Source organism: Variovorax sp. GW821-FHT10B04 (assembly GCF_059415645.1).
The window spans coordinates 155,162-181,828 of the sequence record NZ_JBWKNQ010000010.1 but is presented as its reverse complement, the minus strand read 5'-3'; the positions used below and the strand labels follow the sequence as shown (position 1 = coordinate 181,828).

The window sequence follows — 26,667 nt, the reverse complement described above, 5'->3', positions numbered from 1 at the left end:
AGAGATGGAGAATTGGTGATCATGACCAATCAAACTGCAACGCATCCCGCTGGCGGCGCCGGCCTCGAACTGCTCGCCAGCCTGGCGGCAGAACGCCCGCTCGAACCGGCCTGCGACCATTTCTATTTCCTGCGCCATGGCCAGACCGGCCGCAATGCGCTGCGCATCTTCCAGGCGGTCGACGAGCCGTTGAGTGAACTGGGCCTGCAGCAGGCCGCAGCCGCCGCCACGCTGCTGGCCGGCGAGCCGATCCGCACCATCGTCTGCAGCGATGCGCGCCGCGCCTTCGACACCGCACACACCGTGGCCAAGCCGCACGGGCTGACGCCTTTCCCCCAGCCGACGCTGCGCGAACGTCATTTCGGCGCGCTGATCGGCACGTCGTCCCTGAACATCGACTGGGCCTGCGAGCCGGAAGGCGGCGAGACGCTGCCGGAGTTCGTCGCACGCAAGCGGTCGGCGCTCGAGGCCGCGCTCGATCAGCCCGCGCCGGTGCTGGTCGTGGCGCACGGCGGCACGCTGTATGTGCTGGCCGGCCTGCTCGGCGTGCCGCTCGATGCGCGGGTGCTCGGCAACGCGATGCCCTTGCGATTCGAGCGCAGCGGCACCACATGGACGGTGCGCGCGCTCGCCGACATGGCGATGACGGGGCCCGACGCCGCGGACAACGGCTCGGCCATCGCCTGACCGACGCCGGCATTCACGTCCGGGCGCCATCGCCAGATCCCATAGACATCGGCCCCGGACCACGGACCACGGACCACGGACACACGACATGGATTTCAAGGACTACTACAAGGTGCTCGGCGTCGAGCGCACCGCGTCGGACGACGAGGTGCGCAAGGCCTACCGCAAGCTGGCGCGCAAGTACCACCCCGACGTGAGCAAGGAGCCCGACGCCGAGTTGAAGATGCGCGACGTCAACGAAGCCAACGACGTGTTGCGCGACAAGGAAAAGCGCGCGGCCTACGACGCGCTCGCCGACCGGGTCGCGCGCGGCGGCAGCCCCGAGGGCGACTTCCGTCCGCCGCCGGGATGGGACGAAGGCTTCGAGTTCCACCGCGGCCCCAACCAGGGCCCGGCCGACCACGCGGACTTCAGCGAGTTCTTCTCGTCGATGTTCGGCGCGTCGGAGCGCCGCTCGGCCACGCGGCAGAACTACCGCGCACGCGGCGAAGACCACCACGCCGCCATCGAGATCACGCTGGAAGACGCACTGCTCGGGTCGGAGCGTGAGATCTCGCTGCGCGCCGTCGAGACCGGCGCCGACGGCCAGCCGGAGATCAAGACCCGCACGCTCAGCGTGAAGATTCCGGCCGGTGTGCATCCGGGCCAGTTCATCCGGCTCGCCGGCCAGGGCATGCCCGGCCATGGCGGCGAATCGGCTGGCGACCTGTACCTCGAAGTGCGGATCGCGCCGCACAAGCTCTACCGCGTGGAGGGCCGCGATCTCTACATGACGCTGCCCGTGACGCCGACCGAAGCCGCGCTGGGTGCGCAGGTCGAAGTGCCGACGCCCACCGGCGGCGCCGTCGAGGTCAGCGTGCCGCCGAACGCGCGCAGCGGCTTGAAGCTCCGGCTCAAGGGCCGCGGCTTTGCCGGCAATCCGCCCGGCAATCTCTATCTGCTGCTCGAGATCGCGCTGCCGCCGGCCGACAGCGAAGCGGCCCGCCAAGCCTATGAGCAGCTGGCGAAGGCCGCGCCCTTCAACCCGCGCCGCCATCTGGGAGCGTGAAGACCATGGCCACCGTCACCGTCACCACCACCGCGCTCGGCGCCTCGCATCCACTCGCCGCGCTGGAACTTGCCCATGCCTGCGGCGCCCGCATCGACTGGGTCGTCCAGTTGGTCGAGGTCGGCATCGTCGAGGTGCCGATTCGCGATCAGCAACCCGAGCAATGGCGCTTCCAGAGCGCCGATCTGCAACAGGCGCTGGCCGCGCGCCGGCTGGAGCGCGACTTCGGCGTCGGGCTCGATGCGGCGGCGTTGATCCTCGATCTTCAGCGCGAGCTGCGGCGCACCAGGGCGCTGCTGCGGGCGCAAGGCATCGACGCCGGCTAGAACGCCGCCACGCTCCCGTCGGAGCGCGGGTCGAAGCCACCTTCGAAGCTGCCGTCCGGCCGGCGCAGCACGCAGCCGGCGTGGCCGAAGGTCTCGTCGAATTCGCCGAGCACATCGACTTCGTGGCCGCGCGCACGTAGCGCATCGACCGTTGCTGCAGGAAAGCGGCTCTCCAGCTTCAGCGAATCCGAGCTCTGGCCCCAGGTGCGGCCGAGCAGCCAGCGCGGCGCGCTGATCGCGTCCTGCGGGTTCAAGCCGTGAACCACCGTGCGGGTGAACACCGCCGACTGGCTCTGCGGCTGGCCGTCGCCGCCCATGTTGCCGTAGACCATCGTGCGGCCGTCGTTCAGCAGCGCCAGGCCGGGGATCAGCGTGTGGAAGGGCCGCTTGCCCGGCACCAGCGTGTTGATGTGCGCCGGGTCGAGCGAAAACGAGGCGCCGCGGTTCTGCCAGTTGACGCCGCTCTGCGCCAGCACCACGCCCGAACCGAACTCGTGATAGACGCTCTGGATCATCGACACCGCCCGGCCCTCGCCGTCGATCACGCCCATCCAGACCGTGTCGGCCGGGCCCTTGCCAGCGCCCCACGGCGCGGCGCGCTGCATGTCGATGCGCGCGGCCATCGCGTCGAGCGCGCCGGGCGCCAGGAACGACGCCGGATCGACCGTCATGTGCGCCGGGTCGGTGATGTGCCGGTTGCGCACCGCGAAGGCCTGCTTGACCGACTCGACCGCCGCATGCACGTAGTCCGCACTCAGGTGGTCGAAGCGCTCGATGCCGAGCCGGTCCATCAGGCCGAGGATGATCAGCGCGACCATGCCTTGCGTGGGCGGCGGCATGTTGAAGACGCGGCCATGGCTGTGCGCGAGCATCAGCGGCTCGCGCAGCTGGCCGCGGTGCGCCTGCAGGTCGGCCAGCGCGACCGGGCTGCCGGCGGACTGCAGGTCGGCGGCCATGCTGCGCGCGAGGTCGCCGCGGTAGAAGTCGTCGAGGCCGGCGCGCACCAGGTGCTCGAAGGTCGCCGCCAGCCGCGGCTGCATGAACAGGCTGCCCACTTCGGGCACTTCGCCGCCCGGCAGAAAGGTCTCCGCGAAACCATGGACCGACTCGAGTTCGGCGCGCTTGCCCGCCGTGCTGCGCTGCTGGCTGACGGTGACGGGCGTGCCGTTGCGTGCGTAGTCGATCGCATCGGCCAGCAGGCGCGAGAGCGGCAAGCGGCCGCCCATCGTGTCGCGGCTCAATGCCAGCGCCTGTTCCCAGCCGCCGAGCGTGCCGGCCACGGTGATGGCCGCATCGCCGCCGCGGAACGGGATCGCGCTGCGGCCGGCGTAGTTCTCGCGCCGCGCGTCCGCTGCTGCGGCCCCGCAGCCTTCGATGCCGACGACGTCATGCCCGCCGCCGGACTTCGGCGTGCCGACCAGCCAGAAGCTGTCGCCGCCGATGCCGTTCATGTGCGGATAGACCACCGCGATGGTGGCCGCGGCCGCGACCATCGCCTCGATCGCGTTGCCGCCCTCGCGCAGCACGGCGAGAGCGGATTGCGAAGCGAGCGCATGGGGCGCTACGGCCATGCCGCGACGTCCCTGGATGGAATGGGCCATGAAATTTCCTGTGCGGTTGCGGTGCGTGAAGCCGCGCAGGATAAACGCTTCAGGCGCTTTCAGGCGGTCGACACGGCGACCGGCGCCGGCATGTCGCCGGCCTCGATGAACAGGCGCTTGATCGCCGGATAGCGCTCGCGCACCTGCTTGGCGATCGCGGTGATCGTGGCCGAGGCGTCTTCGGTGGACGTGCCGTCCACGAAATCGAGATCGATGGTCACGAGCACTTCTTCCGGCCCCATGTACATCGACAGCAGCCGGCCGACGTCGTACACCTCCGGATGCGCCTTGGCCATTGCCCGGATGTCGCGCGCCGTCTCGGGCCGGATGCCCTCGCCGATCAGCAGCCCGCGCGACTCGCGGATCAGCAGTACCGCGACGCCGGCCAGCAGCAGCCCGATCACGACCGATGCCACGCCGTCGAGCTCGGGGATGTTCAGCCAATGGCTCAGCCAGATGCCGATGGCCGCCACCACCAGGCCGGCCAGTGCGGCGGAATCTTCCGCCAGCACCGTGTAGTTGGTCGGGTCCTTGCTGGTGTGCAGCGCCTTCCAGAACGGCGTCTTGCCGGCCTGCTTCAGGAACTGCCGCAGCGCGATCGCGAAGCTCGTGCCTTCGAACAGCATCGCCGCGGCCAGCACGACGTAGTTCCAGGTCGGGTCGGTCATCGGCTCCGGATGCCGGATGTGCTGCACGCCCTCGTAGAAAGACACGCCACCGCCGAGCCCGAAGATCAGCACCGCGACGATCAGGCTCCAGAAGTACAGCTCCTTGCCGTGCCCGAACGGATGTTCGGCCGTGGCCGGCCGCTGGCTCAGCCGCAGCCCGACCAGCAACAGGATGCCGTTGAAGGTATCGACCGCGGAATGGATGCCCTCGGACAGCATCGCCGAGCTGCCGGTGATGCCGGCGACGACGAACTTGGTGACGGCGATGGCCACGTTGGCACCGATGGCGCCGTAGATTGCTATTTTGGATTCGGCCATCCGTCGAGCCTAAGGGCGCCGTGAGCTTGGAGCGCTTCTTGCAGGGAGCGTGTGCGTGTCAGCCAACATAATCAAAGCACCCCGACGAACTCCCGCGCTCCCACCATGCTGAACCTCCTCATCCGCAACGCCACGCTGCCCGACGGCCGCACCGGCATGTCGATCGCCGTGCAGGACGGCCGCATCGCCGAAGTCACGGCCGGTCTCGATGCACCGGCGCACGAGACGGTCGACGCACAGGGCCTGCTCGTCGCACCGCATTTCGTCGACCCGCATTTCCACATGGACGCGACGCTGAGCTACGGCCTGCCGCGCGTCAACGAGAGCGGCACGCTGCTCGAAGGCATCGCGCTGTGGGGCGAACTCAAGCCGCTGCTCAAGCAGGAAGCGCTGATCGAACGCGCGCTCGCCTACTGCGACTGGGCGGTGGCCAAGGGCCTGCTGGCGGTACGCACGCATGTCGACACCAGCGACCCGAGCCTGCTGGCGGTCGACGCGCTGCTGGAGGTCAAGCGCCTGGTCGCGCCCTACCTCGACCTGCAGCTCGTCGCCTTTCCGCAGGACGGCGTGCTGCGCCCGCCCGGCGGCGTGGACAACCTGAAGCGCGCGCTCGACAAGGGCGTCGACGTGGTCGGCGGCATTCCGCACTTCGAGCGCACGATGGCCGACGGCGCCGCCAGCGTGAAGCTGCTGATGGAGATTGCGGCCGAGCGCGGCCAGCGCGTCGACATGCACTGCGACGAGTCCGACGATCCGCTGTCGCGCCACATCGAGACGCTGGCCTTCGAGACCCAGCGCCTCGGCCTGCAGGGCCGCGTGACCGGCTCGCACTGCACGTCGATGCACTCGATGGACAACTACTACGTGAGCAAGCTGCTGCCGCTGATCGCCGAAGCCGGCGTGAGCGTGATCGCCAATCCGCTGATCAACATCACGCTGCAAGGCCGCCACGACACCTACCCGAAGCGCCGCGGCATGACGCGCGTGCCCGAACTCATGGCCGCTGGCGTGAACGTGGCCTTCGGGCACGACTGCGTGATGGACCCGTGGTACGGCATGGGCTCGGGCGACATGCTGGAGGTCGCGCACATGGGCCTGCACGTCGCGCAGATGACGAGCCAGGCCGGCATTCGGCGCTGCTTCGAGGCGGTCACGACGAACGCGGCGCGCGTCTTCGGGCTCGAGAACTACGGGCTCGATGCCGGCTGCGACGCCAGCTTCGTGCTGCTGCAGGCGCGCGACACGGTCGAGGCGATCCGGCTGCGCGCGACCCGGCTCAAGGTGTTCCGCAAGGGCGTGCTGCTGGCCGAGACGCCAGCGGCCACGGCGGCGCTGCATCTCGCGGGGCGCGGCGCGCAGACCGCGTTCATGCCGCCGAGGGCCGGCGCATGACGCGGCCGCTGCTGGAGATCGAGGCGCTCGGTTTCGGCTATCCGGACGCGCCGCCGCTGGTGGCGGGCTGGTCCGGCCGGATCGATGCCGGCGTGACGCTGCTGTACGGCGACACCGGCAGCGGCAAGTCGACGCTGCTGCGGGTGCTGGCCGGCACCTTGCCCGCACTCCCCGCCAAGGGCCGGCTCACGCTGTCGGGCGTGCGGCTCGACCAGGACGCCGCGGCTTATCGGCGCAACGTGTTCTTCGTCGACCCGGGCACCGACGCCTGGGACGCGATGAGCTGCCGCGAATGCACCGATGCGCTGGTCGCCGGTGACGCGCACTTCGACCCCGTCGCATGGCAGGCGCTGGTCGACGCCTTCTCTCTGGCGCCGCACCTCGAGAAGAAGATGTTCATGCTGTCGACCGGCTCGAAGCGCAAGGTCTGGCTGGCGGCCGGGCTTGCGACCGGCCGGCCGCTGACGCTGCTCGACGAGCCGACCGGCGGCCTCGACGGTCCGTCGCGCCGCGCGCTTTGGGATGCGCTCACGCGGATCACGGCGCGGCCGGATCGCGCGGTCGTGGTCGCGAGTGGCGAGCGCATCGGCGACGTGGCTTTCAACACGACGCTCGAACTGCCGTTCGCCGCCGGCGCCTGAGCGATCCGGGGCGCCGCGCCGGAGGGCACGGCGCGCGCTGCACGCTGGCGCTTGACTTCGAGTGCACTCGAAGCCGTACGCTTGCGGCATGAACTCACCACTGCGCCCAACGAGCCCGTTGAGCATCGCCGAGGCCTCGGCGGCCACCGGCCTGAGCGCCCACACCTTGCGCTACTACGAGCAGATCGGCCTGATCGCGCCGATCGACCGGCGCAGCGGTGCACGCCGCTACAGCGCCGACGACATGCGCTGGCTCGAATTCCTGGTGCGCCTGCGGGCCACCGGCATGTCGATGCGCGACATGCAGCGCTATGCGACCTTGCTGCGCGAAGGCCAGGCGCCCGAGAGCGTCGCCGAACGGCAGGCGATGCTGGAACGCCACGCCGAGCAGCTCGAAGCGGACCTCGAACGCATCGGCGACACGCTGGCCTACATCCGCCGGAAGATCCGCGGCTACCAGGACCTGCAGGCGCTGCCGAAACGAGCCTGAGCCTGCCCGAGCGCGCATTGCGAGCCGGCATCCGAATCCCTCCCCCCCTCACATCCAAGGACCACATCATGAAGACAAGAACACTCGGCAAGAACGGCCCCGCCATCTCGGCCATCGGCCTGGGCTGCATGGGCATGAGCGATTTCTATGGCAACCGCGACGACGCGGAGTCGATCGCCACGTTGCACCACGCGCTCGACCAGGGGCTGAACTTTCTCGACACCTCCGACGCCTACGGGCCGCACACCAACGAACTGCTGATCGGCAAGGCGATCGCCGGCCGGCGCGACGAGGTGTTCATCGCGACCAAGTTCGGCATCGCGCGCGACCTGGCCGACCCGACGGCGCGCGGCATCGACGGCCGGCCCGCGTATGTGAAAGCGGCCTGCGACGCCAGCCTGAAGCGCCTGGGCGTCGACCGGATCGACCTCTACTACCAGCACCGTGTCGACAGGACAGTGCCGATCGAGGACACGGTCGGTGCCATGGCCGAGCTGGTGCAGGCAGGCAAGGTGCGCTACCTGGGCCTGTCGGAAGCATCGGCAGCGACCATCGAGCGCGCCTGCAAGGTGCATCCGATCGCGGCATTGCAGAGCGAATATTCGCTGTGGACGCGCGACCCGGAAACGACCGGAACGCTGGCCGCCTGCCGCGCGAACGGCGTGAGCCTGGTCGCCTATTCGCCGCTGGGCCGCGGCTTCCTGGCGGGTGCGTTCAAGACGCCGGATGACCTTCCGGCCGACGATTACCGGCGTCACTCGCCGCGCTTCCAGGGCGAGAACTTCACGCGCAACCTGGCGCTGGCGGAACAGGTTCGGCAATTGGCCGAGGCGCACGGCTGCACGGCGTCGCAGATCGCACTGGCCTGGGTGCTGGCACAGGGCGACGACATCCTGCCGATCCCCGGCACCAAGCGCCGCCGCTATCTGGACGAGAACATCGGCGCGCTCGATGTGGTGTTGAGTTCGGAAGAGCTCGCCGCACTGGACCGTGCATTCCCGGCCGATGCGGCGGCCGGGCTGCGGTATCCGGAGTCGTTCATCGGGTCGGTGAACGTCTGAGGCCGGATCGTCCACGCCGGTTCGATCAGCCGGACCGGCGACAGGTGCATGTCGCCAGGGTCGCGAACGAGCGATGGCGCGTAGTGCCCCACGATGTGCTCGGGTTCCAGGCCGGCGTCGATGCGGAAGCCACACGCACGGTAGGGGCTGCGACGGTACGCGCCGCCCTGGACGAGCTCCTCGAACAGCACCTGCATGGCCTGCCCGGCGAAATCCCTCAGTGCGTCGTAGCGCATGCGATCGAGCGGCACGTCGCACACGAACACCACGGGGGCGCCTTCCAGTGCCAGTGCCTGCAGGTAGTCCCTTGCCGATCCGAGATGAGCAGCCACCGCGCTCAGATAGCGCTGCCGTACAGCATGTGGTGCCTACAGCGGCCGACCAGATGCTGCTCGTTCGCCTCGAAGTGAAGGCCACCCGTCCGCTGTTCGGCTTCGACGGCAGCGATCGCTATCGACAGCTTCTTTCGGGTCAGTTCAGGAAAGCGGCCGTCGAGAAAGACTTCACGTGCTCTGGCGTTCCGTTCATGGGCATCCAGCACACGCAGGCCTTCTCTGTAGAAAGCCCCGACACCTGGCGTCCGCGTGCCGTGCGCGGCCCGGATCGCCCGATATCGTTGAACGATCCGGTCGGCCAGCGAACTGCGGGAGTCCATTCGGTGGCCCTTCGCATCTGCGGCGAATCGGTCGAGCCAACCGAAGTCGTCATCGGCGAGATGCACCGATGGATGCAATAGAAGAAAGCGGCGGACATCGCTCCCGGCGAAGTCCTCGACGAGTTTCCAGAGGGCGTCGCGCCAGGTCGGGTGGTTCCTGAAGTCCCAGACATCCGGGGCTGCGGGCGGACGGCTGCCGACTCTCTGCGACACGATTCGTCCGAGGCACACGTCTTCTCCACTGGCGATTGATGGCACTTGCCTGTCCTGTCGGTTGGACGACGCGCGGGCATTGAGCCTCTTCGGACGCCGATTTCCCTGTCGGCCGGATTTTCCATTCGCCCTGACATTTTGTTACTGGTACTTACCTCAGCGAAGCTCAAGGTCTCCTTACGCCGCCGGCTGGCAAAACGCCGTCGCCGTGCGGCGGCGCCATGCGTTCAGCACCTATCATGGCGGCCCCGCAATCGCCCCCGCGCCGTCTTCCAGGCGACCGCGCCGCGATGCCGATGCATCCATCGAACGCCATGAACGACAGCACCTCTCTCCCTCCCCTTCCCGACCACCTGTCCATCGACCCGCGCAGCCCGCACCACGTGGCGGCCGTCTTCGAACACGACATCGGCATCCGCTTCAACGGCAAGGAGCGCCTCGACGTGGAGGAGTACTGCGTCAGCGAGCGCTGGATCAAGGTCCCGGCCGGCAAGACGCTGGACCGCAAGGGCAAGCCCTTGCTGATCAAGCTCAAGGGCGAGGTCGAGGCCTTCTACCGCTGAGGGCTCAGCGCCACTGCAGCAGCAGCGACCACGGTTGCCGGCTCATGTGGCGATCGACACACGCCGGTGCGCCCGGCACGCAGCCTTCCGGCCGATAGCTCGGATCGAGCAGCGCCGTGCCAGGCGCGAAGTCCAGGCGCCGCCGCGTGACCGACTGCAGCACGTTGCCGCCCACCGTGTCGAAGCCCGTGGGGTCGACCGCCACCACCACGTCGCAATGCATCGGCAGCGGCGCGCCGCCGTTGCGACGGTCGATGAGCGCCTCGCCGATCCGCGCGAAGCTGTCGATGCCCGCACTGCCGGCGCGCGCCTGGCACAGCAGGTCGCCGATGCGCGGCGGCGTGTACACCGGGTCGCAGGCACGCAACGCGTAAGGCGTGGCACGCCCGGCCGCCTCGTCGACACCGGCCTGCCATGCGGCACCGGCGTAGTCCGCATGCGCCTCCGAGAACGCGAACTCGTCCGCGCCCAGCCCGGCCTGGCGCGCGAGCCAGCTCACGAAGGCGGCGGACCAGGGCGTGTCGATGACCGCGACGCGGTTCAACGCGACCGCCATCGCACGCTGATCGGACGACGCCAACCCCTGGTCCGGCCCGACGCCCAGGCCCTGCAGATGGTCGGCGCTCGCCTGGTTCAGGGCCTGCAGCAGCAGTTCGCGGTGCGCCGGCCGCAGGCCGCCGAAGCGCACCAGGTACGGCAGGCGCGTGTCCTCCAGATCGACCGCGCGCCAATAGCCGAGCACGCGCGCCCACGGCGGCGTGGCGCCGATCGTGCGGCGCGTGTCCTCGGCTTCGGAATCGCCCGCCCGGACGAGCCGGCCTTCGGCATCCATCGTCTGCCCGCCGAAGGCGCCATGTTCCTGCCGTGCGGCGGCGGCCATCGCAAGCGCGCGCGGCGGCGCAGCCTTCTGGTTTGCGGTATCGAGGCAGGCGTCCGCAGCGGCGGCCGTCCCGGATGCCCCACACAGGAACAGCGCCAGCCACACGGCGGGCGTCCTGCGTGGCTGACGTGTGATGGCGCGGGCGGTCCGGGGAAGCGAGATGAATGGCATCGGCATGCGGCGCCTATGATGCCTCCATGACCGACGCCCGCCCCCAAGCCCCCGCTGCAGGCATCTCGCAGCTGCCCCATACGCCGCTGCCGGCCTACTACAGCGACGAGGAGGAACACCAGCGCTACCTGCGCCGGATCTTCGACGACACGGCCAGCGACTACGACCGCATCGAGCGCGTGCTGGCAATGGGCAGCGGCCCGTGGTACAGGCGTTCGGCGTTGCAACGTGCGGGGCTGGCCGCGAATGCGCGGGTGATCGACGTCGGCATCGGCACCGGCCTGGTGGCGCGCGAGGCGCTCGCGCTGATCGGCCCGGGCGGCCAGCTGACCGGCGTGGATCCGAGCCCCGGCATGATGGCGCAGGTCACGCTGCCGAGCGTGCAATTGCTCGCAGGCCGCGCCGAAGCCATCCCTTGCGGCGACGCATCGGCCGACTTCCTGAGCATGGGCTATGCGCTGCGCCACATCTCTGACGTGGGCGCGGCCTTTGCCGAATTCCATCGCGTGCTGCGGCCGGGCGGCCGGCTGGTGGTGCTCGAAATCACCCGCCCCGCCGGACGCATCGCCACGGCGCTGCTCAAGGGCTACATGCGCGCGGTGGTGCCGACCATCGCCCGCGTGGTCGCACGCCAGCGCACCACGCAGGAGCTGTGGCAGTACTACTGGGACACGATCGAGGCCTGCATCCCGCCGGCCTCGGTGATGGCGGCACTGGAAGCGGCGGGCTTCCAGCAGGTGCAGCGCCACGTCGAGCTCGGCATCTTCTCGGAATACACCGCGGTCAAGCCGGGCTGATCGTCTGGCCGTCTGACGGACTGATGGCTGGCCCGGCGGCCCTGCGCGCCGGGCCGCTCACTCGCTCTTGATGATCGTCTCGCCCTTCAGCAGTCCCATGTCGCGGATGTTGTGGCGATGGCGCTTCCAGCCGTCGTAGGTCCGGCGCCAGTTGAGCACCGACACCAAGTAGTAGATCACCTTGAACATGCTCAGCGACAGGCGATACGACGCGCCATGGCGCAGGTCGGCCGCCAGCAGCGACATCAGTCCCTGCTTGACCTTGAACATGTTCTGCGGGTGCATGAACATGTCGCGGATCGTCGGGTTGGTCACGCGGTAGATGAACCACGAATAATCGCGCGGCCCGGCCCGCATCTGCTTTTCCAGCAGGCGCCGCGCGGCCGGCAGTTCGGCTGGCCGGTCCAGCGCCTTCTCCACCAGTTCGGCGCCATTGAACGCACTCTGCATCGCCAGGAACACGCCCGACGAGAACATCGGGTCGATGAAGGTGAAGGCGTCGCCCACCATCAGGTAGCGCTCGCCGGTGGCGTGGGTGCTCGAATAGGCGAAGTTGCCGGTGGCGTGCACCGCGTCGTCGACCAGCGTGGCGCCTTTCAGGCGATCGGCGAGTTCGGGGCACATCGCGATGGTGTCGAAGAAGTAGTCCTTCAGCGGCTTGTCGCGCGCCTTCAGGTAGTAGGCCCAGCAGACCGCGCCCACGCTCGTGGTGCCATCGGCCAGCGGGATGAACCAGAACCAGCCGTGCTCGAACCAGCAGATGCTGATGTTGCCCTCGCGCTTGCCCTCGAGCCGGCGCGCACCGCGGAAATGGCCGAACAGCGCGGTGCTGTTGTGGTCGGGGTTCTTCTGCTTGCTTTTGAACTTGGTGGCCAGCACGGTGTCGCGGCCGCTCGCGTCGACCACGAAGCGGGCTCGCCAGTTCGCCTTGCTGCCGTCGTCGTGCTGGGTCTGCACCGTGGCACCGGCGTCGTCGAAGTCGACCTGCCGCACGCGGGTGTTCTCGAAGGCCAGCGCGCCCTGCGCAGCCGCATTGCGGAACAGCACCTCGTCGAGTTCGGATCGACGCACCTGCCAGGCCGAATCCTTCTGCGGGTCCCAGCCTTCGGAGAAGTCGACGTAGCTGCGCTCGTCGCTGTCGGGCGGCACGAACTCGATGCCGAACTTCGGCATGCCGATCTTCGCGACCTGGTCGCGCACGCCGAGCTTCTCGAACAGCTCGACGTTGCCCGGCAGCAGCGACTCGCCGATGTGGAAGCGCGGATGCTGCTCCTTCTCGACGATCACCACGCGGCGCCCCTGGCGGGCCAGCAGCGTGGCCGTGGTGGAGCCCGCGGGGCCGCCACCGATCACGAGCACATCACATTCCTGGCTGGCTTCCATGTTGTCGACTCTCCTCGGATGGTTTCTGGAATTGGGCGATCAGCGTCAGCAGCGGACCGGTGGCGGCGGTGGTGAGCAGCGCCATCACCAGCAGCATCGTGAAGAGCTCCGGGCCGATCAGGCCGGCGTCCAGGCCGACCTTGATCACGATGAGCTCCATCAGTCCGCGCGAATTCATGAGCGAGCCGGTCGCCAGGCTCTCGCTCCAGCTGTAGCCGCAGACGCGCGCGCCGGCCGCGCCGCCGACGATCTTGCCGACCGTGGCCACCAGCAGGATCAGGCCCATGGTGCCGAGGCTCGCGTTGGTGAACGCGCCCGCGCTGGTGCCAAGGCCGGCCAGCGCGAAGAAGATCGGCATCAGCACGATGATCGACAGCGGCTCGATGCGCTGCTCGAGCGCGCGCAGCAGCCGGTCGTCGCGCGGCAGGCTGATGCCGAAGATGAACGCACCGAACACCGCATGCAGGTGCAGCCACTCCGTCAGCATCGCGCACACGAACAGTCCGATCAGCAGCACGGCCAGCACCATCGGCGACGGCACGCCATCGGGTGCATGCCGCCGCAGCAGCCGCGCCAGCAGCGGACGCACGACGCCGAAGACGACGGCGACCAGCAGTGCCAGCCCGCCGGCTATGCGAAAGAAACCGCCCAAGCCCTCACCCGAACCCGCCAGCGCCACCACCAGCGCGAGCAGCACCCAGGCCAGCGCATCGACCACGCCGGCCGCACCCAGCGACAGCTGGCCGATGCGCGTGCGCGTCATGTTGCGGTCCTTGAGGATGCGGGCGAGCACCGGGAAGGCGGTGATCGACAGTGCCACGCCCAGGAACAGCGCGAAGGGCCAGAAGGCCACGCCCGCAGGCGCCAGCAGCGGATGCAGCACCGGCGCAATGGCCAGGCCGAGCGCCATCGGCAGCACCATGCTGCAGAGCCCGACCCAGCCCGACGCCTTCAGCTGCGCCCCCATGCCGCTGGGCGTGCGCAACTCGGCGCCGACGATGAACATGAAGAGCACGACACCGATCGATGCCAATGCCGAGAGGCCGGGCAAGGACGCGGCCGGGAACAGCTGCGCATGCCACTGCGGAAAGATCGCGCCGAGCACCACCGGCCCGAGCAGGATGCCCGCGGCCATCTCGCCGATCACCATCGGCTGGCCGATGGCGCGCAGCAACAGCCCGCAGAGGCGGGCGACGATCAGGATCACGGCAAGCTGAAGCAGCAGCAGGGCGAGGGACATGGTGGGACCTTGTTCAGTGCTCGGCGATGGTAGCGGCATGCCGTCGGCTTCCGGCCGTCATCGTCGGGCCATCAACGCAGGGCGGGCATGCCGAAGTGCGTGGCCAGCGCGGCCAGCGTGTCGCCCACCGGCGCCTCGACCTTGAACGACAGCAGCGCATCGGCACGGGTGCGGCCCAGGTTGACCATGGCCACCGGCTGGCCCGCTGCCGCAGCGGCCTGTACGAAGCGGAAGCCCGAATAGACCATCAGCGAGGAGCCGGCGACCAGCACGGCGTCCGCACGCGACAGCGCCGCGAAGGCTTCGGCCACGCGATCGCGCGGCACGCTCTCGCCGAAGAACACGACATCGGGCTTGAGCATGCCGCCGCAGCGCGGACAGGGCGGCACGTCGAACACGCTGAAGTCGATGCCGTCGAGATCGGCATCGCCATCGGGTGCGGCGCGCGCTTCGAGTGCCGCCCAGGCCGGGTTGCGCCGCCGCAATTCCAGCTGCAGCTCGGCGCGCGGCATGCGCAGCTCGCAAGCCAGGCAGCGCACGGTGTCGATGCGGCCATGCAGGTCGATCGTGTGCCGGCTGCCGGCCGCCTCGTGCAGGCCGTCGACGTTCTGGGTCAGCAGCAGCTCGATGCGCCCTGCGGCCTCCAGTTGCGCCAGCGCACGATGGGCCGCGCCCGGCCGTGCGTGGGCCATGGTCGGCCAGCCGACCAGGCTGCGCGCCCAGTAGCGCTTGCGCGTGGCCTCGTCGCCGGTGAAGGTCTGGAAGGTGACGGGCGCCGGCCGCTTCCAGTCGCCGTTGCTGTCGCGGTAGTCCGGGATGCCCGAATCGGTGCTGCAGCCCGCACCGGTCAGCACGAAGAGCCGCGGATGGCGCACGGTGAATTCGGTGAGTGCGGCCAGATCCGCGAGGGCCGTGGGCGCTGAAATGGTGTCCATCGAGCGAGCTTACGTGAGCCGCAGGGCCGATGCATGCCGAGGGCCGCGCGCGAATCTGAGAACATCGACACGATGTTTTTTCTCCGCGCCCCGCTCCCGGCTTGCCTGGTTTTTCTTGCCGCCCTCCTCGGCCTCGCCAGCCTGGCGGCAGCGCCGCTCACCGCCGCCCATGCGTCCGGCCTGCAGGTGGTCGACGACCGCGGCCACACGCTGAACTTCGCCAGACCGCCGCAGCGCATCGTGTCGCTCGTGCCGTCGCTGACCGAAACCATCTGCGCACTCGACGCCTGCGGCCGACTGGTCGGCGTCGATCGCCATGCGAGCTGGCCCGATTCGGTCAGGCAGTTGCCGCAGGTCGGCGGCATCGACGATGCGCAGATCGAGCGCATCGTCGCGCTGCGGCCCGACGTGGTGCTGCTGCGCCCGCGCAGCCGGGTGCTGAACCAGCTCGAGAGCCTGGGCATTCCGGTGGTCGCGCTCGATGCGCGCAGCCACGCCGACATGCGCCGGGTGATGGAAAACCTGGCCCGCGTGACCGGCCGCCCCGGCGCGGGCGAAGCGCTGTGGCGCCGGCTCGACGCCCGGCTCGATGCGGCGCGCGCCCGCATGCCCGCGGGATGGAAGGGCAAGCGCGTCTACTTCGAGGTGCATGGCGTGGCCGCCGCCGGCGAGAGTTCCTTCATCGGCGAAACGCTCACGCGGCTGGGGCTGGCGAACATCGTGCCGGCCGCGCTCGGTCCGTTCCCTCGGATCAGCCCCGAGTTCGTGGTGCGCGCGAACCCCGACCTGCTGATGGTGTCGGCCTTCGGCGAGCTGAACGCGATGGGTTCGCGGCCCGGCTGGGCGTCCATGGATGCGATTCGTCGTGGCAGCAGCTGCACCTTCGGCGCCGCCCGCTTCGACGTGATGATGCGGGCCGGCCCTCGCCTGGACGAAGGTGCCGAGGCGGTGGTCGACTGCCTGATCGCGTTGGGCAGCCCGCAACCCTGAGCCGCGCGCCAAGGTGTCCAAATCGCGCAGCGCGGGCTCGACCTTTGGACGTCATTGAGGCATTCTCATGACGATCGACACGTGCGACACCTCGAATATCCCTACCCATCCCATCAGCCAGCAGGAAGGCACGTTTCAACGATGTTTTCGTCAGCCCGCCCCATGAGCGAAAGCAGGTATCGCAGTGGCCAGGACGCATGAGCCACCGAGGCCCGAGACAGATCGCGAGATCGCGCTTGAACTGACATTGCAGAACTCGCCCCAGGTCCTCTGGACGAACGGGGCCATCTTCCTGAGCGTCGCCTTCATCGCCTGGGAGCACCTTCCCGCCGCCTGGGTTGCGGGATGGCTGCTGGTCACGCAGGCCGTGCAGACGGCCCGCGCCCTCCTGACGGCCCGCTATCGCCGCCTGGCGCCGGCCACCAAGGTGGCGCAATGGCATCGCTGGCGCCTGATTCCCCTCTACATGAGCGCCCTCACCGGCGGGCTCCTGGCCATCGCACTGATGGTGAGCTTTCCGGCCATACCGCCGCTGGGCAGGATGGCCCTGACGGTGGTCATCACCAGCAACGTGCTCCTGTCCACGCTGTATTTCATCGGCGGCGCCGTCTGGCTGATGCGCATCCTTCTTTGCAGCATCGCCGCGGCATGGGCGCTGTGGGGCGGCGAGTACGGCCTGGCGATCGCGGCCTGCTACCTGATCGCGCTTCCGCTGTTCGAGAAGACGCGCAAGGCGCAATTCATGATCCTGCTGGACAACGTGCGGCTGGTGGAAGAACTCAAGGAAAAGAACGAGCGCCTGGCCGCGGCCAACCAGGACAAGGTGCGCGTGATCGCCACGGCCAGCCACGACCTGCGCCAGCCGGTGCACGCCCTGGGCCTGATGCTGGAAAGCTGGCACGCCTCTGCGCCGGAAGAAGACCATCGCATGCGCATCAGGCACACGCGGTCCCAGGTCAATCTGCTGACCGACATGCTGCAGGGGCTGCTGGACATCTCGAGGCTCGAAGGCCAGCAGCCTCCCCAGGCCGAACCCTTCGGGCTCCACGCGGTGCTGAGGGAGGCGCTGGAGTCCCACAAGGACCTGGCGCGCCGCAAGGGGCTGCAGCTCGATGCGCAGATCGAGGATGCCCGGCAGATGCTGCTCACATCGGACCGCGGGCTCTTCGTGCGCATGATCTCCAACCTGCTGCACAACGCCGTGAAGTACACCCATGAGGGCAGCGTCGCCCTGCGGGTCGTCCGCCGGGTCGACGGCCTGGAAATCAGCGTGACGGACACGGGCCCCGGCATCGACCCGTCGGTGCAGAAGCAGGTCTTCCAGGCGTTCACGCGCGTGTCTCCGCAGGACGCGGACGCAACGAGTCTCGGCATCGGACTCACGATCGTCGACAAGGGCGCGGACCTGCTGGGGCTGCGCATCGCGTTGGATTCCCGGCCCGGCTCGGGCAGCACGTTCACGCTGCATCTGCCCGCCCGGCTGCTGAGCCATGCCACGAGCCTGGCCGCCGCGCCGGCCCCCCCGGCCACTGCGGGGCCGTTGAACATCCTGGTCGTCGAAGACGACGAGTTCTCACGCACGGCGGCCGCCGCGATGCTCACGGGCTGGGGCCATGAAGTCCGCAGCGCGGAAAGCGTGGCCGGCGCCTTGCAGCACCTGGACGACGGCTTCGCGCCGGGTCTGCTGATCACCGACTTCCACCTTGGAACCCTGCCCGACGGCCTCGGCGGCGTGGACGCCGTCCGCCTGCGCATGGGCCAGCCGGCCCTGTCCGCGATTCTGCTGACCGGCGACATGAACACGGAACTCAGGACCGCGGCCGAGGGCAGGCAGGTCAGGCTCATGCACAAGCCGCTGCGCCCGGCCTACCTGCGCAAGGAGATCCAGGAGATCACCGCGAGGGCTTGAGCGAGCCGCGCAGGCGAGGTGCCGGCGCGGACCCGAGCCGGCGCGATCAGCCGCGCCGGAACTGCTTGCGCAGGAAGGGCTTGTGGCGCGCGATGTGCGCCATCTGCGGCTCGGCGATGGTGCCGCCCAGGTCGACGCCGTCGCCGTTGAGCACGTCGTTGGCGAAGGCCAGCGCACGCGCCACGACGTCTTCCTCGCTCACGCCCTGCTGGGCGGCGAGGTCCAGCGCCACGCGCTTCATCGCGCGCTGCGACAGCATCCACATCGCACCGAACGAATCCCAGGCGGCGGCCGCCTCCTTGAACTTGTCGCGTTCGGCCAGGATCTGGTCGAGCGGCTTGGCGAGGATCTCCTCGAGTTCGCCGAGCTTCTCCGCCAGCTCCTCGTTGCGCGCCTCGAGGGCCTGGCGCAGGTCGTCCGCGCTGGGCGGTGGCGTGACGGACCCGTCGGGGTTCGTGGCGGCGATCTGGAGCTTGTCGAAAAGAGACATCTGGGGCTTCTTGCAAGTGGGCAGCAGCGGTGCGCCTACTGCATCGGTGCCGCGAACAGCGGCGCATTGATGAAGAAACGGATCGGCACCTCGCGCCAGACGACGGCACCGGTCTGCGGCAACGGCTTGAACTGCCAGCGACGGACGGTATCGACAGCCGACTTGTCGAGCCGCGGATAGCCGCTGGACTGCTGCACCTCCACCTGGGTCGGCCGGCCTTCGGCATCGGTCAGCACGCGCAGCAGCACCTGGCCCTGCTCGCCGTTCTGGCGCGATTCGGGCGGATAGGGTGCGTTGGGATTCGGAACCGCCGGCTGCCATTCGTCGGCCGAGCGCGCCGGCGGCGCCGGGTTGGCGCAGGCCACCAGCAGCAGTGCAAGCAACGGCGTCGCCACGCCGTAGATCGATCTCCCGGCGACCTTCTTCCATTCAGCAATTCGACGCATCTCCAGTCCTCTGTCATGTGGTTACGGCGCGCGGGAGTATAGGAGCGGGCACTGCAACGCGATCGGCAGGGCACTCGGGGAAACCCGGACCTCTTTCATCCAACCGTCACACCTCGGCGCGAGACTGCAACGCTTTTGTTAATGCCTTTGCCTTACCTTTACCTGACTACCTTGCCATGAATCCGCGTGCCGTCCCCCATTTTTCATACGCTTCGACCCGTCTGTCCCTGATATCGGCCGCCATCCTGAGCGCGGCCATGCTGGCCGCCTGCGGAGGCGGCTCCGGCGGCTCGAGCACGCCGGTCGCCGAAGCGCCGACCACGCCGACGACACCCACCACGCCTGTCGATCCTCCCGTCGACAACACGCCGACCACGCCCGAAACGCCGACCGAGCCCACGGTGCCGCCGGGCCGCTGGACGGTCGGCGACATGCACATCCACACCTACCAGTCGGACGACACGCAGCAGACCACCACGCTCGACCAGGTGCTGGCCAAGGCGTTCAACACCTTCGGCCTCGACTGGGCCGCGATCTCGGACCACCTGCGCGTGTCTTCGTACGACAACAACGGCAACAAGCTGGCGGCGCAGATCCCCTTCTCGGAAGGCATGGCCAAGTACCAGGTGCCGCGCATCAAGGCGCTGCAGGCCGCCGGGACCTATGCCGACAAGACGATCTTCGCGTCCGCCGAATGGGACATGCCCGGCCATGACCACGGCAACGTCGGCATCCTGACCGACCAGCCGATGTCCGACGCCGCGCTCAAGGCGATGAACCAGTTCGAATACCTGTTCACCAACCGCCCCGCGACGCAGTTCCAGGCCGCCGACGTCACCGCCTGGGGCCCGAAGGCCGGCACCGGCTACAACACGCACGCCGAAACCCTGCTGGGCCTGGGCTGGCTCAAGACCCACTACCCCGACACCAGCTACCTGCAGGTCAACCATCCGTCGCGCAACCTCGGCTCCTACACGATCGCCCAGCTGCGCGAGATGAACGACCTGGCGCCGAAGATCGTGTTCTCGATCGAAGGCATGGTCGGCAACCAGATGGAGCCCGACCGCGGCGGCTACACCCAGGCGGCCAACCCGACGACGGCGAACCTGGTGGCACGCACCTACGGCGGCGTCGACTACCTCGTCGCCAAGCTCGGCGGCACCTGGGACGCGCTGCTGTCCGAAGGCCGCCACATCTGGAACGTGGCCGACTCCGACTACCACTTCACGGTCAACGGCAACAACAGCAGCGGCTACGCGCCGGGCGAATATGCCAAGAACCATCTGTGGGGCGACATCAAGGACCCGCAGTCGCTGCTCGACGCCATGCGCGCCGGCAAGTTCTTCGGCACCTACGGCGACCTGATCAGCGCCCTGGACTTCCGCGTGACCAGCACCGCCGGCAGCGGCGAGATGGGTTCTGAAATCGCGGCCAAGGCCGGCGAGACCGTGACGATCACGGTGCGCTTCAAGACGCCCGATCGCAACAACTTCGAGTACCGCCTCGGCAGCGGCATCCCGGCCAACGTGAAGCCGGTGGTCGACCACATCGACCTGATCGCGGGTGACGTGACCGGCCGCGAAACGCCCGGCACGCCCGGTTATTCGCGCGACACCAACCCGTCGACCCGCGTCGCCAAGCGCTTCACGGCCGCCGACTGGAAGCTCGACAGCGAGGGCTACTACGCCGCGACCTACACGGTGACCGCGAACAACAGCCAGTACTTCCGCCTGCGCGGCACCAACCTCGGCGTGGACGTGCCGGGCGAAATGGTCGCCGGCGAACCGCAGCCGGACGTGTCGATCTCCTCGACCACCGTGCCGGACGCGACGACCCGCTTCAATGCGATCAACGCGCGCAACTACAGCGACCTGTGGTTCTATTCGAACCCGGTGTTCGTGAAGGTGCCCGCGCTGTAAGGGCCGGCGCGGTAGTCCGCGCCCCAGCGCGCGGCCAGCGCCGCTGCCCGACGCAGTGGCGCACGCGCCGATTCGAAATCGATCACGACCGCCCGGTCGGCCGATGGGGGCCGCACCGGGCTTTCGCGCGTGCGGCCGTCGCTCAGCAGCCAGAGCCAGCGTTGCCGCGCCCCGTGCCGCGCGAGCAGTGCGCCGGCCTCCGCCACGGCCTGCGCGAGCGGCGTGCCACCGCCACCGCCGATGGGCGCGATCCAGTCGTCGTTCCACAGCGCGGCCCGGCGCGGTGGCAGCCGCAGCACGACGCCGCCACCGCCGAAGCACAGCAGCGCGACCTGGTCGCGGCGCCGGTAGGCCTCTTCCATCAGCGCGAGCAGCACACCCTTGGCCTCTGCGAGATGGCCGTCGGCCAGCATCGAGGCGGAACAGTCGAGCACGAAGCAGTGCAGCGCACCGCCATGCGCCTCCTGCGGCTGGCGGCGCAGATGGCTGGCCTGCAGCGTGCCGGCGCCGCGTGCCATGAGCGTGCGCGGCCAGTCGATCGCGGCGTGCCTGGCCGGTTCGCCGTGCCAGGACTGTCGCTGGGTGCCCGGCCTCCGGTCGCCTTGCCGCGTCGAGGTGGTGACGGCGGCGGCAGCGTCCCGGAGGCTCAGGCTTTTTTTGGGACGGCCTGCGCGTTCGACGGTTCGGCGATCAGCGGACGCAGCGGCTTGACGCGCACGATGCCAGCGGGCTCGGGCGGCAGCGCGCCCCAGTCGGGGTCTTCGGCCGTATCGGCCGCACGGGCGGGATCCGGGGAGCGCGGTGGTGCGGCGGCCATGTCGCCGGGCCTGGCTCCTCCGCCGCCTTCGCTGCCGTCGCCGCGGTCGCCTCGTGCACCGGCATCGCCGGTCAACGGTTGCGCGCCGGGCGAAGCGGCCGGCGCGGCCTCGCTGCCCGGCTTGCGCCGGTGCAGCAGCACCAGTTCCGCCACCCGCGACACGTGCGTCGACCCGATCGCCGCCGCGCCTTCCCAGGCCGCCAGCGCGCGCGCGGCGCGCAGCATCACGAGGTCCGCACGCAGCCCGTCCACACCCGCTGCGATGCACAGTGCGCCCACCTGTTCATGCACCGCATCGCCATAGGGCAGCGCGCTTGCGTCGGCCACCGCGGCACGTGCCCGTGCCAGCGTGCCGGCCAGTGCGGCCTGCGCAGCGGCATGCTGTGCGCGGAAGCCTTCCGGGTCCGCATCGAAGGCCAGCCGTGCGCGCACGATGGCCTGCCGCGCCGTTGCATCACCGATGTTCACGAGCCGCACGCACAGGCCGAAGCGGTCGAGCAACTGCGGGCGCAGCGCGCCCTCCTCCGGGTTCATCGTGCCGACCAGCACGAAGCGCGCGGCATGGCGGTGAGAGATGCCATCGCGCTCGACGCGGTTCACGCCGCTGGCCGCGACGTCGAGCAGCGAATCGATCAGCGCGTCCGGCAGCAGGTTGACCTCATCAACGTACAGCACGCCGCCATGCGCGCGCGCCAGCAGGCCGGGCGCGAAGCGCAGCGCGTGGCCGGCCAGCGCCTCGCCCAGGTCCAGCGTACCGACCAGGTGTTCGAGGCTGGCACCGAGCGGCAGCGTGACGAAGGGCGCGCCCGGCAGCAGCTCGGCGAGCGCGCGCGCCGCGGTCGACTTGGCCGTGCCGCGCGGACCTTCGATCAGCACGCCGCCCAGCGCCGGGTCGACCGCGCTGAGCAGCAGCGCCATCTGCAGCAGCGGCTGGCCGGTGATCGCGGCAAAGGGAAAGGTCGCGGGCAACGCGACCTCGTCGGCGTCCGTGGGCAGGGTCGTTGACTGGGTCATGGCATCGCTGTTTCGGTGCGCTGCTCGTGGTCGAGCAGCAGGTCTTCGAGTTCGGTGCGGTAGTCGCCGGGCGACTGCCACAGGCCGCGTGCCATCGCTTCGAGCAGGCGGCTCAGGATGTCGTGCAGCGCGCGCGGATTGTGCGTGGCGATGAACTCGCGGGTGGCCGCGTCGCGCACGTAGGCATCGGCGACCAGCGCGTACTGGTGGTCGGCGACCACGCGCGCGGTGGCGTCGAAGCCGAACAGGTAGTCGACCGTCGCCGCCATCTCGAACGCGCCCTTGTAGCCGTGGCGCTTCACGCCGTCGATCCACTTCGGGTTGACCACGCGCGCGCGGATCACGCGGCCGATTTCCTCGGTCAGCGTGCGCACGCGCGGCGCCTGCGGATTGCCATGGTCGCCGTGGTACATCGCCGGCTGGCGCCCGCTCAGGTGGCGCACGGCGGCGACCATGCCGCCCTGGAACTGGTAGTAGTCGTTGGAGTCGAGCAGGTCATGCTCGCGGCTGTCCTGGTTCTGCAGCACGGCGTCCATGCCGCGCAGCCGCTGCGCCAGCGCCTCGGCCGCCGGCACGCCGTCGCTGCCCTGGCCGTAGGCATGCGCGCTGCCGCCGACATAGGCGCTCGCGAGGTCGTCGTCGGTCTGCCAGTCGCCGCGGTCGAACAGCGGCTGCAGGCCCGACCCGTAGTGCCCCGGCGCCGAGCCGAACACCCGCCAGCCGGCCTGGGTGCGCGCCGCGTCGGCGGCCATGCCCTGCGCCTGCAGCGCGGCGGTTTCACGCAGGATGCGCGCGCGGACCGGGTTGCGCTCGGCGTCCTCGTCTTCCTGCGCGGCGACGGCCTGCACGGCCGCGTCGAACATCTGCACCGCGGCCGGAAAGGCATCGCGGAAGAAGCCCGAGATGCGCAGCGTGACATCGATGCGCGGCCGGCCGAGGCCGACGGTCGGCAGCACCTCGAAGTCGATCACGCGCTGGCTGCCGGGCGCCCACCTGGGCCGCACGCCGATGAGCGCGAAGGCCTGCGCCAGGTCGTCGCCGCCGGTGCGCATGGTGGCCGTGCCCCAGACCGACAGGCCGAGCGCCTGCGGATAGTCGCCGTGGTCCTGCAGATGGCGCTCGACCAGTTGCGCCGCCGACTTGAGGCCCAGCATCCACGCGGTCGGCGTCGGGATCGCGCGGGTGTCGATCGAATAGAAGTTGCGCCCGGTCGGCAGCACGTCGGGTCGGCCGCGCGAGGGCGAACCGCTCGGCCCCGGCGGCACGAAGCGGCCCTGCAGGCCACGTGACAGCTGGCGCAGTTCTTCGGGGCCGCAGGCGTCGAGGTCGGGCGCGATCCGGGCCTGGATGCGGCCGAGCACGGCGCGCGCGTTCGGCAGATCATCGCCAGTCGCGGCGATCGCCGCGATGGCCGACGCGTCCTCGACCAGTTGCAGCGCGAGCAGTTCCAGCCGCTCGCGCGTGTCGCCCTGATGCCGCCAGGGCTCGGCGCTCACGGCCTGAAGCAGCGCCGGGCGCGCGCCCTGCCACGGCGCCGCGGCGTCGATGTCGAGCGGATCGAAGGGTGTGCCGGGAAGCAGGTCGAGGTGGAGGTCGCGCGCCAGCGCCGTGAGCAGGCCGGCGTTGGCGCCGGCGCCATCGCCCGCGGGATAGCGCGCGAGCGCCAGCAGGGTGTCGCGGCGCTGCCGGCCCTGCGGCGACTGGCCGAACACGTGCAGCCCGTCGCGGATCTGCGTCTCCTTGAGTTCGCAGAGGTAGGCATCGACACGCGCAAGCGTGGCGTCCTCTGCTTCACGCGCAAGCGTGGCGTCCTCTGCTTCACGCGCAAGCGTGGCGTCTTCTGCTTCACGCGCGAGCGTGGCGTCTTCATCGACCGCCGGCATGGCCACCGGCAGCGCCAGCTCTTCCGCCAGATGCTGCTCGCGCACCGTCGCCAGGATCTGCGCGCGCAACACGCGTGCACGCCGTGCGTCGACCAGCAGCGCGTCGTAGTACTCGTCCACCTGGCGCTCCAGGTCCTGCAGCGGGCCGTGGTTCTCGGCCCGGGTGAGCGGCGGCATCAGGTGGTCGACGATCACGGCCTGCGTGCGGCGCTTGGCCTGCGCGCCCTCGCCCGGGTCGTTGACGATGAAGGGGTACAGATTCGGCAACGGGCCCAGCACCGCGTCCGGCCAGCACGTGCCCGCGAGCGCCAGGCTCTTGCCGGGCAGCCATTCGAGATTGCCGTGCTTGCCCACATGGACGACCGCATCGATCGCGAAGGCATCGCGCAGCCAGAAATAGAACGCGAGGTAGCTGTGCGGCGGCACGAGTTCGGCATCGTGGTAGCTGGCGTAGTCGCTCCGGCCTTCGTCGCCGCCACGGGCAAGCGCACGTGCCGGCTGGATGCCGACGAACACCCGGCCGAGCCGCAGCCCGGCGATCATGAAGCGGCCCTGCCGCAGCATCGGATCGTGTTCCGGCGGACCCCAGCGCGCGTCGATCACGGCCGCCATGCCGTCGGGCAGTTGCGCAAGCCGCGCCCGGTAGGCCGCGAGCGCATAGCTCTGCGCCGCCGGCCGCAGCGGCCACTGCGACGGGTCGTTGGCGATGCCCCGCTGCAGCGTGCGCATCAGCGCATCGCCATCGGGCGGCAGCGCTGCGGCGGCGCCCAGGTCGTGGCCCTCGGCCTGCAGCATCCGCAGGATCGCGATGACCGAGGCCGGCGTGTCCAGCCCGACACCGCTGCCGATGCGGCCTTCGCTGCCCGGGTAGTTGGCCAGCACCAGCGCGATGCGCTTGTCCGCCGGCCGCAGGCTGCGCAGCCGGCACCAGCGCCGCGCGAGCTCGGCCACGAAATCGATGCGATCGGCCTCGGGCTGGTACCGCACCACCTCGGTCTGCGTGAGTTCGCAGCGGTAGGCGAGCCCCTTGAAGCTCACGGCCCGCGTGATGACGCGGCCGTCCATCTCGGGCAGCGCGATCTGCATCGCGATGTCGCGCGGGCGCAGGCCCTGCGCATCGGCCAGCCAGTCGTCCCGGTTGCCGCCGCTGACGATCACCTGCAGCACCGGCGCGTCGCCGGCGAGTTCATCCTGCGCCGCGCCCGCTCCCGCGCCCGCGCCCTGCCCCAGCGCCGCGAAGGCCGTGGTGTTGAGCACCAGTTGCACATCGTGCGTGCGGCACAGGCTGCGCAGCGTCTCGAGGCACAGCGGGTCCTTCAGCGAATCGAGCGCCAGCGGCAGCGGGTTCATGCCCTGCGCGCGCAGCGCGAGCGCGAGCGCGTCGAACACCGCCGTGTTGCCCGACATCAGATGCGAGCGGTAGAACAGCAAGGCCACGACCGGCGCGCCTGGACGCCAGCCCGCCTGCAGGTCGTCGATGCCCGCGACCGCATGCGCCGGCCGCGGCACCCGCGCGGCGCCGGGGTCGCCCGGATCACCTGGGTCATTCGGGTAGGGCGGCACGTGCAGCGCCACCTGCGGCAGGCTGCGCGGCGGCTCGGGCGCGGCGCCGTGGCCGAGCCCGTGGAAGGCGATGGCGCGCAGGAACTGCGCCGCGTTGGCCGCCCCGCCCGCCCGCACGTATTGCCACAGCTGGCGGCCGACCTCGCGCGGCAGCGTGCTGCGCGCGAGCAGGTCCTCGTCCTCTTGAAGGTCGCCCGAGAAGATCGCAAGCTGCTGGCCGCGCCGCCGCGCCAGCTTCTCGATCTGTTCGAGCCCATAGGCCCAGGCCGACTCGGCACCCAGGTGATCGACCACCACCACGCGCGCATGCTGCAGCACCTCGTCGACGTAGAGGTCGAGCGAGGCCGGCTGCTTCAGGTACATCAGGTTCGCGAGCCGCAGCGACGGGTAGTCGCCGCCGGCCTGCGCGATGCGCGTGCGCGCCGCCGCCAGCAGCGCGAGCGTGGTGTCGGCCGAACTCAGCACCACGATGTCGGCCGGCGTCTGGTCGAGCCGCGTCACCACGCTGTCGTCCTCGACGAAGCGTCCGGGCTGGGTGCTCAGCAGATGCATGCGGCGCGCGGCAAG

24 protein-coding genes are annotated in these 26,667 nt (G+C 69.8%); 12 read left to right on the top strand and 12 right to left on the bottom strand.

Translation table 11 applies throughout. The annotated features are described in order from the left end of the window. Positions 1 to 21 precede the first annotated feature (21 nt). The 3 genes from AC07PZ_RS23375 to AC07PZ_RS23365 all read left to right on the top strand — a co-directional run bounded on the left by AC07PZ_RS23375 (position 22) and on the right by AC07PZ_RS23365 (position 2,061). On the top strand, positions 22 to 687 hold the full coding sequence (locus tag AC07PZ_RS23375; RefSeq protein ID WP_495297542.1) for a histidine phosphatase family protein: 666 nt from the start codon (positions 22 to 24) through the stop codon (positions 685 to 687). 88 nt (positions 688 to 775) lie between these two features. Further along, positions 776 to 1,735 carry a DnaJ C-terminal domain-containing protein gene (locus AC07PZ_RS23370; protein WP_495297541.1) on the top strand — a complete coding sequence of 320 codons (960 nt, stop codon included), beginning with the start codon at positions 776 to 778 and terminating at the stop codon, positions 1,733 to 1,735. 5 nt (positions 1,736 to 1,740) lie between these two features. After that, positions 1,741 to 2,061, top strand: a complete 321-nt coding sequence (locus AC07PZ_RS23365) for a chaperone modulator CbpM (RefSeq protein ID WP_495297540.1) — start codon at positions 1,741 to 1,743, stop codon at positions 2,059 to 2,061. Here the strand turns inward: AC07PZ_RS23365 and AC07PZ_RS23360 are convergent. Both AC07PZ_RS23360 and AC07PZ_RS23355 read right to left on the bottom strand, forming a co-directional pair. Beyond that, positions 2,058 to 3,632: a gamma-glutamyltransferase family protein gene (locus AC07PZ_RS23360; protein WP_495297599.1), complete on the bottom strand. Its 1,575-nt coding sequence runs from the start codon at positions 3,630 to 3,632 to the stop codon at positions 2,058 to 2,060. The genes AC07PZ_RS23365 and AC07PZ_RS23360 overlap by 4 nt on opposite strands. A gap of 89 nt (positions 3,633 to 3,721) precedes the next feature. Next, positions 3,722 to 4,648 carry a cation diffusion facilitator family transporter gene (locus AC07PZ_RS23355; RefSeq protein WP_495297539.1) on the bottom strand — a complete coding sequence of 309 codons (927 nt, stop codon included), beginning with the start codon at positions 4,646 to 4,648 and terminating at the stop codon, positions 3,722 to 3,724. Positions 4,649 to 4,753: 105 nt separating this feature from the next. Between AC07PZ_RS23355 and AC07PZ_RS23350 the strand changes: the two genes are divergently transcribed. From AC07PZ_RS23350 to AC07PZ_RS23335, 4 genes are all read left to right on the top strand, one after another. Continuing rightward, positions 4,754 to 6,040: an amidohydrolase family protein gene (locus tag AC07PZ_RS23350; protein ID WP_495297538.1), complete on the top strand. Its 1,287-nt coding sequence runs from the start codon at positions 4,754 to 4,756 to the stop codon at positions 6,038 to 6,040. Further along, complete coding sequence (locus tag AC07PZ_RS23345) at positions 6,037 to 6,681, top strand: ABC transporter ATP-binding protein (protein WP_495297537.1); 645 nt, start codon at positions 6,037 to 6,039, stop codon at positions 6,679 to 6,681. The genes AC07PZ_RS23350 and AC07PZ_RS23345 overlap by 4 nt, the downstream gene beginning before the upstream one ends. Before the next feature lie 88 nt (positions 6,682 to 6,769). Next, on the top strand, positions 6,770 to 7,171 hold the full coding sequence (locus AC07PZ_RS23340) for a MerR family transcriptional regulator (protein ID WP_495297536.1): 402 nt from the start codon (positions 6,770 to 6,772) through the stop codon (positions 7,169 to 7,171). Positions 7,172 to 7,239: 68 nt separating this feature from the next. Then, positions 7,240 to 8,232 (top strand): aldo/keto reductase, encoded by a 993-nt coding sequence (locus tag AC07PZ_RS23335; RefSeq protein WP_495297535.1) that lies wholly within the window; start codon positions 7,240 to 7,242, stop codon positions 8,230 to 8,232. Between the two features lie 337 nt (positions 8,233 to 8,569). Here the strand turns inward: AC07PZ_RS23335 and AC07PZ_RS23330 are convergent, their stop codons facing one another. Further along, entirely contained in the window at positions 8,570 to 9,145 is a 576-nt protein-coding gene (locus AC07PZ_RS23330; RefSeq protein ID WP_495297534.1) for a hypothetical protein, read from the bottom strand. Positions 9,146 to 9,414: 269 nt separating this feature from the next. Here AC07PZ_RS23330 and AC07PZ_RS23325 point away from each other — a divergent pair, with 269 nt between their 5' ends. Next, entirely contained in the window at positions 9,415 to 9,663 is a 249-nt protein-coding gene (locus tag AC07PZ_RS23325; protein WP_495297533.1) for a DUF3297 family protein, read from the top strand. A gap of 4 nt (positions 9,664 to 9,667) precedes the next feature. Here the strand turns inward: AC07PZ_RS23325 and AC07PZ_RS23320 are convergent, their stop codons facing one another. After that, positions 9,668 to 10,714 carry a DUF2272 domain-containing protein gene (locus AC07PZ_RS23320; protein ID WP_495297532.1) on the bottom strand — a complete coding sequence of 349 codons (1,047 nt, stop codon included), beginning with the start codon at positions 10,712 to 10,714 and terminating at the stop codon, positions 9,668 to 9,670. A 26-nt stretch (positions 10,715 to 10,740) separates the two neighbouring features. Between AC07PZ_RS23320 and AC07PZ_RS23315 the strand changes: the two genes are divergently transcribed. After that, a complete protein-coding gene (locus tag AC07PZ_RS23315; protein ID WP_495297531.1) occupies positions 10,741 to 11,511 on the top strand; it encodes a class I SAM-dependent methyltransferase in 771 nt (256 codons plus the stop codon). A 57-nt stretch (positions 11,512 to 11,568) separates the two neighbouring features. On the opposite strand, the gene AC07PZ_RS23310 is transcribed toward AC07PZ_RS23315, so the two are convergent. The 3 genes from AC07PZ_RS23310 to AC07PZ_RS23300 all read right to left on the bottom strand — a co-directional run bounded on the left by AC07PZ_RS23310 (position 11,569) and on the right by AC07PZ_RS23300 (position 15,069). Next, positions 11,569 to 12,894 (bottom strand): NAD(P)/FAD-dependent oxidoreductase, encoded by a 1,326-nt coding sequence (locus AC07PZ_RS23310; protein WP_495297530.1) that lies wholly within the window; start codon positions 12,892 to 12,894, stop codon positions 11,569 to 11,571. Further along, entirely contained in the window at positions 12,872 to 14,134 is a 1,263-nt protein-coding gene (locus tag AC07PZ_RS23305; protein ID WP_495297529.1) for a cation:proton antiporter, read from the bottom strand. The genes AC07PZ_RS23310 and AC07PZ_RS23305 overlap by 23 nt, the downstream gene beginning before the upstream one ends. Before the next feature lie 71 nt (positions 14,135 to 14,205). Then, positions 14,206 to 15,069, bottom strand: a complete 864-nt coding sequence (locus AC07PZ_RS23300) for an NAD-dependent protein deacetylase (protein WP_495297528.1) — start codon at positions 15,067 to 15,069, stop codon at positions 14,206 to 14,208. A 72-nt stretch (positions 15,070 to 15,141) separates the two neighbouring features. Here AC07PZ_RS23300 and AC07PZ_RS23295 point away from each other — a divergent pair, with 72 nt between their 5' ends. Next, the gene (locus AC07PZ_RS23295) at positions 15,142 to 16,059 is read left to right on the top strand and encodes an ABC transporter substrate-binding protein (protein WP_495297527.1); all 918 of its coding nucleotides are present in this window, start codon (positions 15,142 to 15,144) and stop codon (positions 16,057 to 16,059) included. Between the two features lie 247 nt (positions 16,060 to 16,306). Then, positions 16,307 to 17,968: an ATP-binding protein gene (locus AC07PZ_RS23290; protein ID WP_495297526.1), complete on the top strand. Its 1,662-nt coding sequence runs from the start codon at positions 16,307 to 16,309 to the stop codon at positions 17,966 to 17,968. A 46-nt stretch (positions 17,969 to 18,014) separates the two neighbouring features. Here the strand turns inward: AC07PZ_RS23290 and AC07PZ_RS23285 are convergent, their stop codons facing one another. Next, on the bottom strand, positions 18,015 to 18,458 hold the full coding sequence (locus tag AC07PZ_RS23285) for a hypothetical protein (RefSeq protein WP_495297525.1): 444 nt from the start codon (positions 18,456 to 18,458) through the stop codon (positions 18,015 to 18,017). Between the two features lie 35 nt (positions 18,459 to 18,493). Then, entirely contained in the window at positions 18,494 to 18,904 is a 411-nt protein-coding gene (locus AC07PZ_RS23280; RefSeq protein WP_495297524.1) for an energy transducer TonB, read from the bottom strand. Between the two features lie 176 nt (positions 18,905 to 19,080). Here AC07PZ_RS23280 and AC07PZ_RS23275 point away from each other — a divergent pair, with 176 nt between their 5' ends. Then, entirely contained in the window at positions 19,081 to 20,823 is a 1,743-nt protein-coding gene (locus AC07PZ_RS23275; RefSeq protein WP_495297523.1) for an S-layer protein, read from the top strand. Here AC07PZ_RS23275 and AC07PZ_RS23270 read toward each other — a convergent pair. The 3 genes from AC07PZ_RS23270 to AC07PZ_RS23260 form a co-directional block, all read right to left on the bottom strand. Next, complete coding sequence (locus tag AC07PZ_RS23270) at positions 20,784 to 21,341, bottom strand: vWA domain-containing protein (RefSeq protein ID WP_495297522.1); 558 nt, start codon at positions 21,339 to 21,341, stop codon at positions 20,784 to 20,786. The genes AC07PZ_RS23275 and AC07PZ_RS23270 overlap by 40 nt on opposite strands. Before the next feature lie 128 nt (positions 21,342 to 21,469). Continuing rightward, complete coding sequence (locus tag AC07PZ_RS23265) at positions 21,470 to 22,654, bottom strand: magnesium chelatase ATPase subunit I (protein WP_495297521.1); 1,185 nt, start codon at positions 22,652 to 22,654, stop codon at positions 21,470 to 21,472. Then, positions 22,651 to 26,652 (bottom strand): cobaltochelatase subunit CobN, encoded by a 4,002-nt coding sequence (locus AC07PZ_RS23260; RefSeq protein WP_495297520.1) that lies wholly within the window; start codon positions 26,650 to 26,652, stop codon positions 22,651 to 22,653. The genes AC07PZ_RS23265 and AC07PZ_RS23260 overlap by 4 nt, the downstream gene beginning before the upstream one ends. Positions 26,653 to 26,667 lie beyond the last annotated feature (15 nt).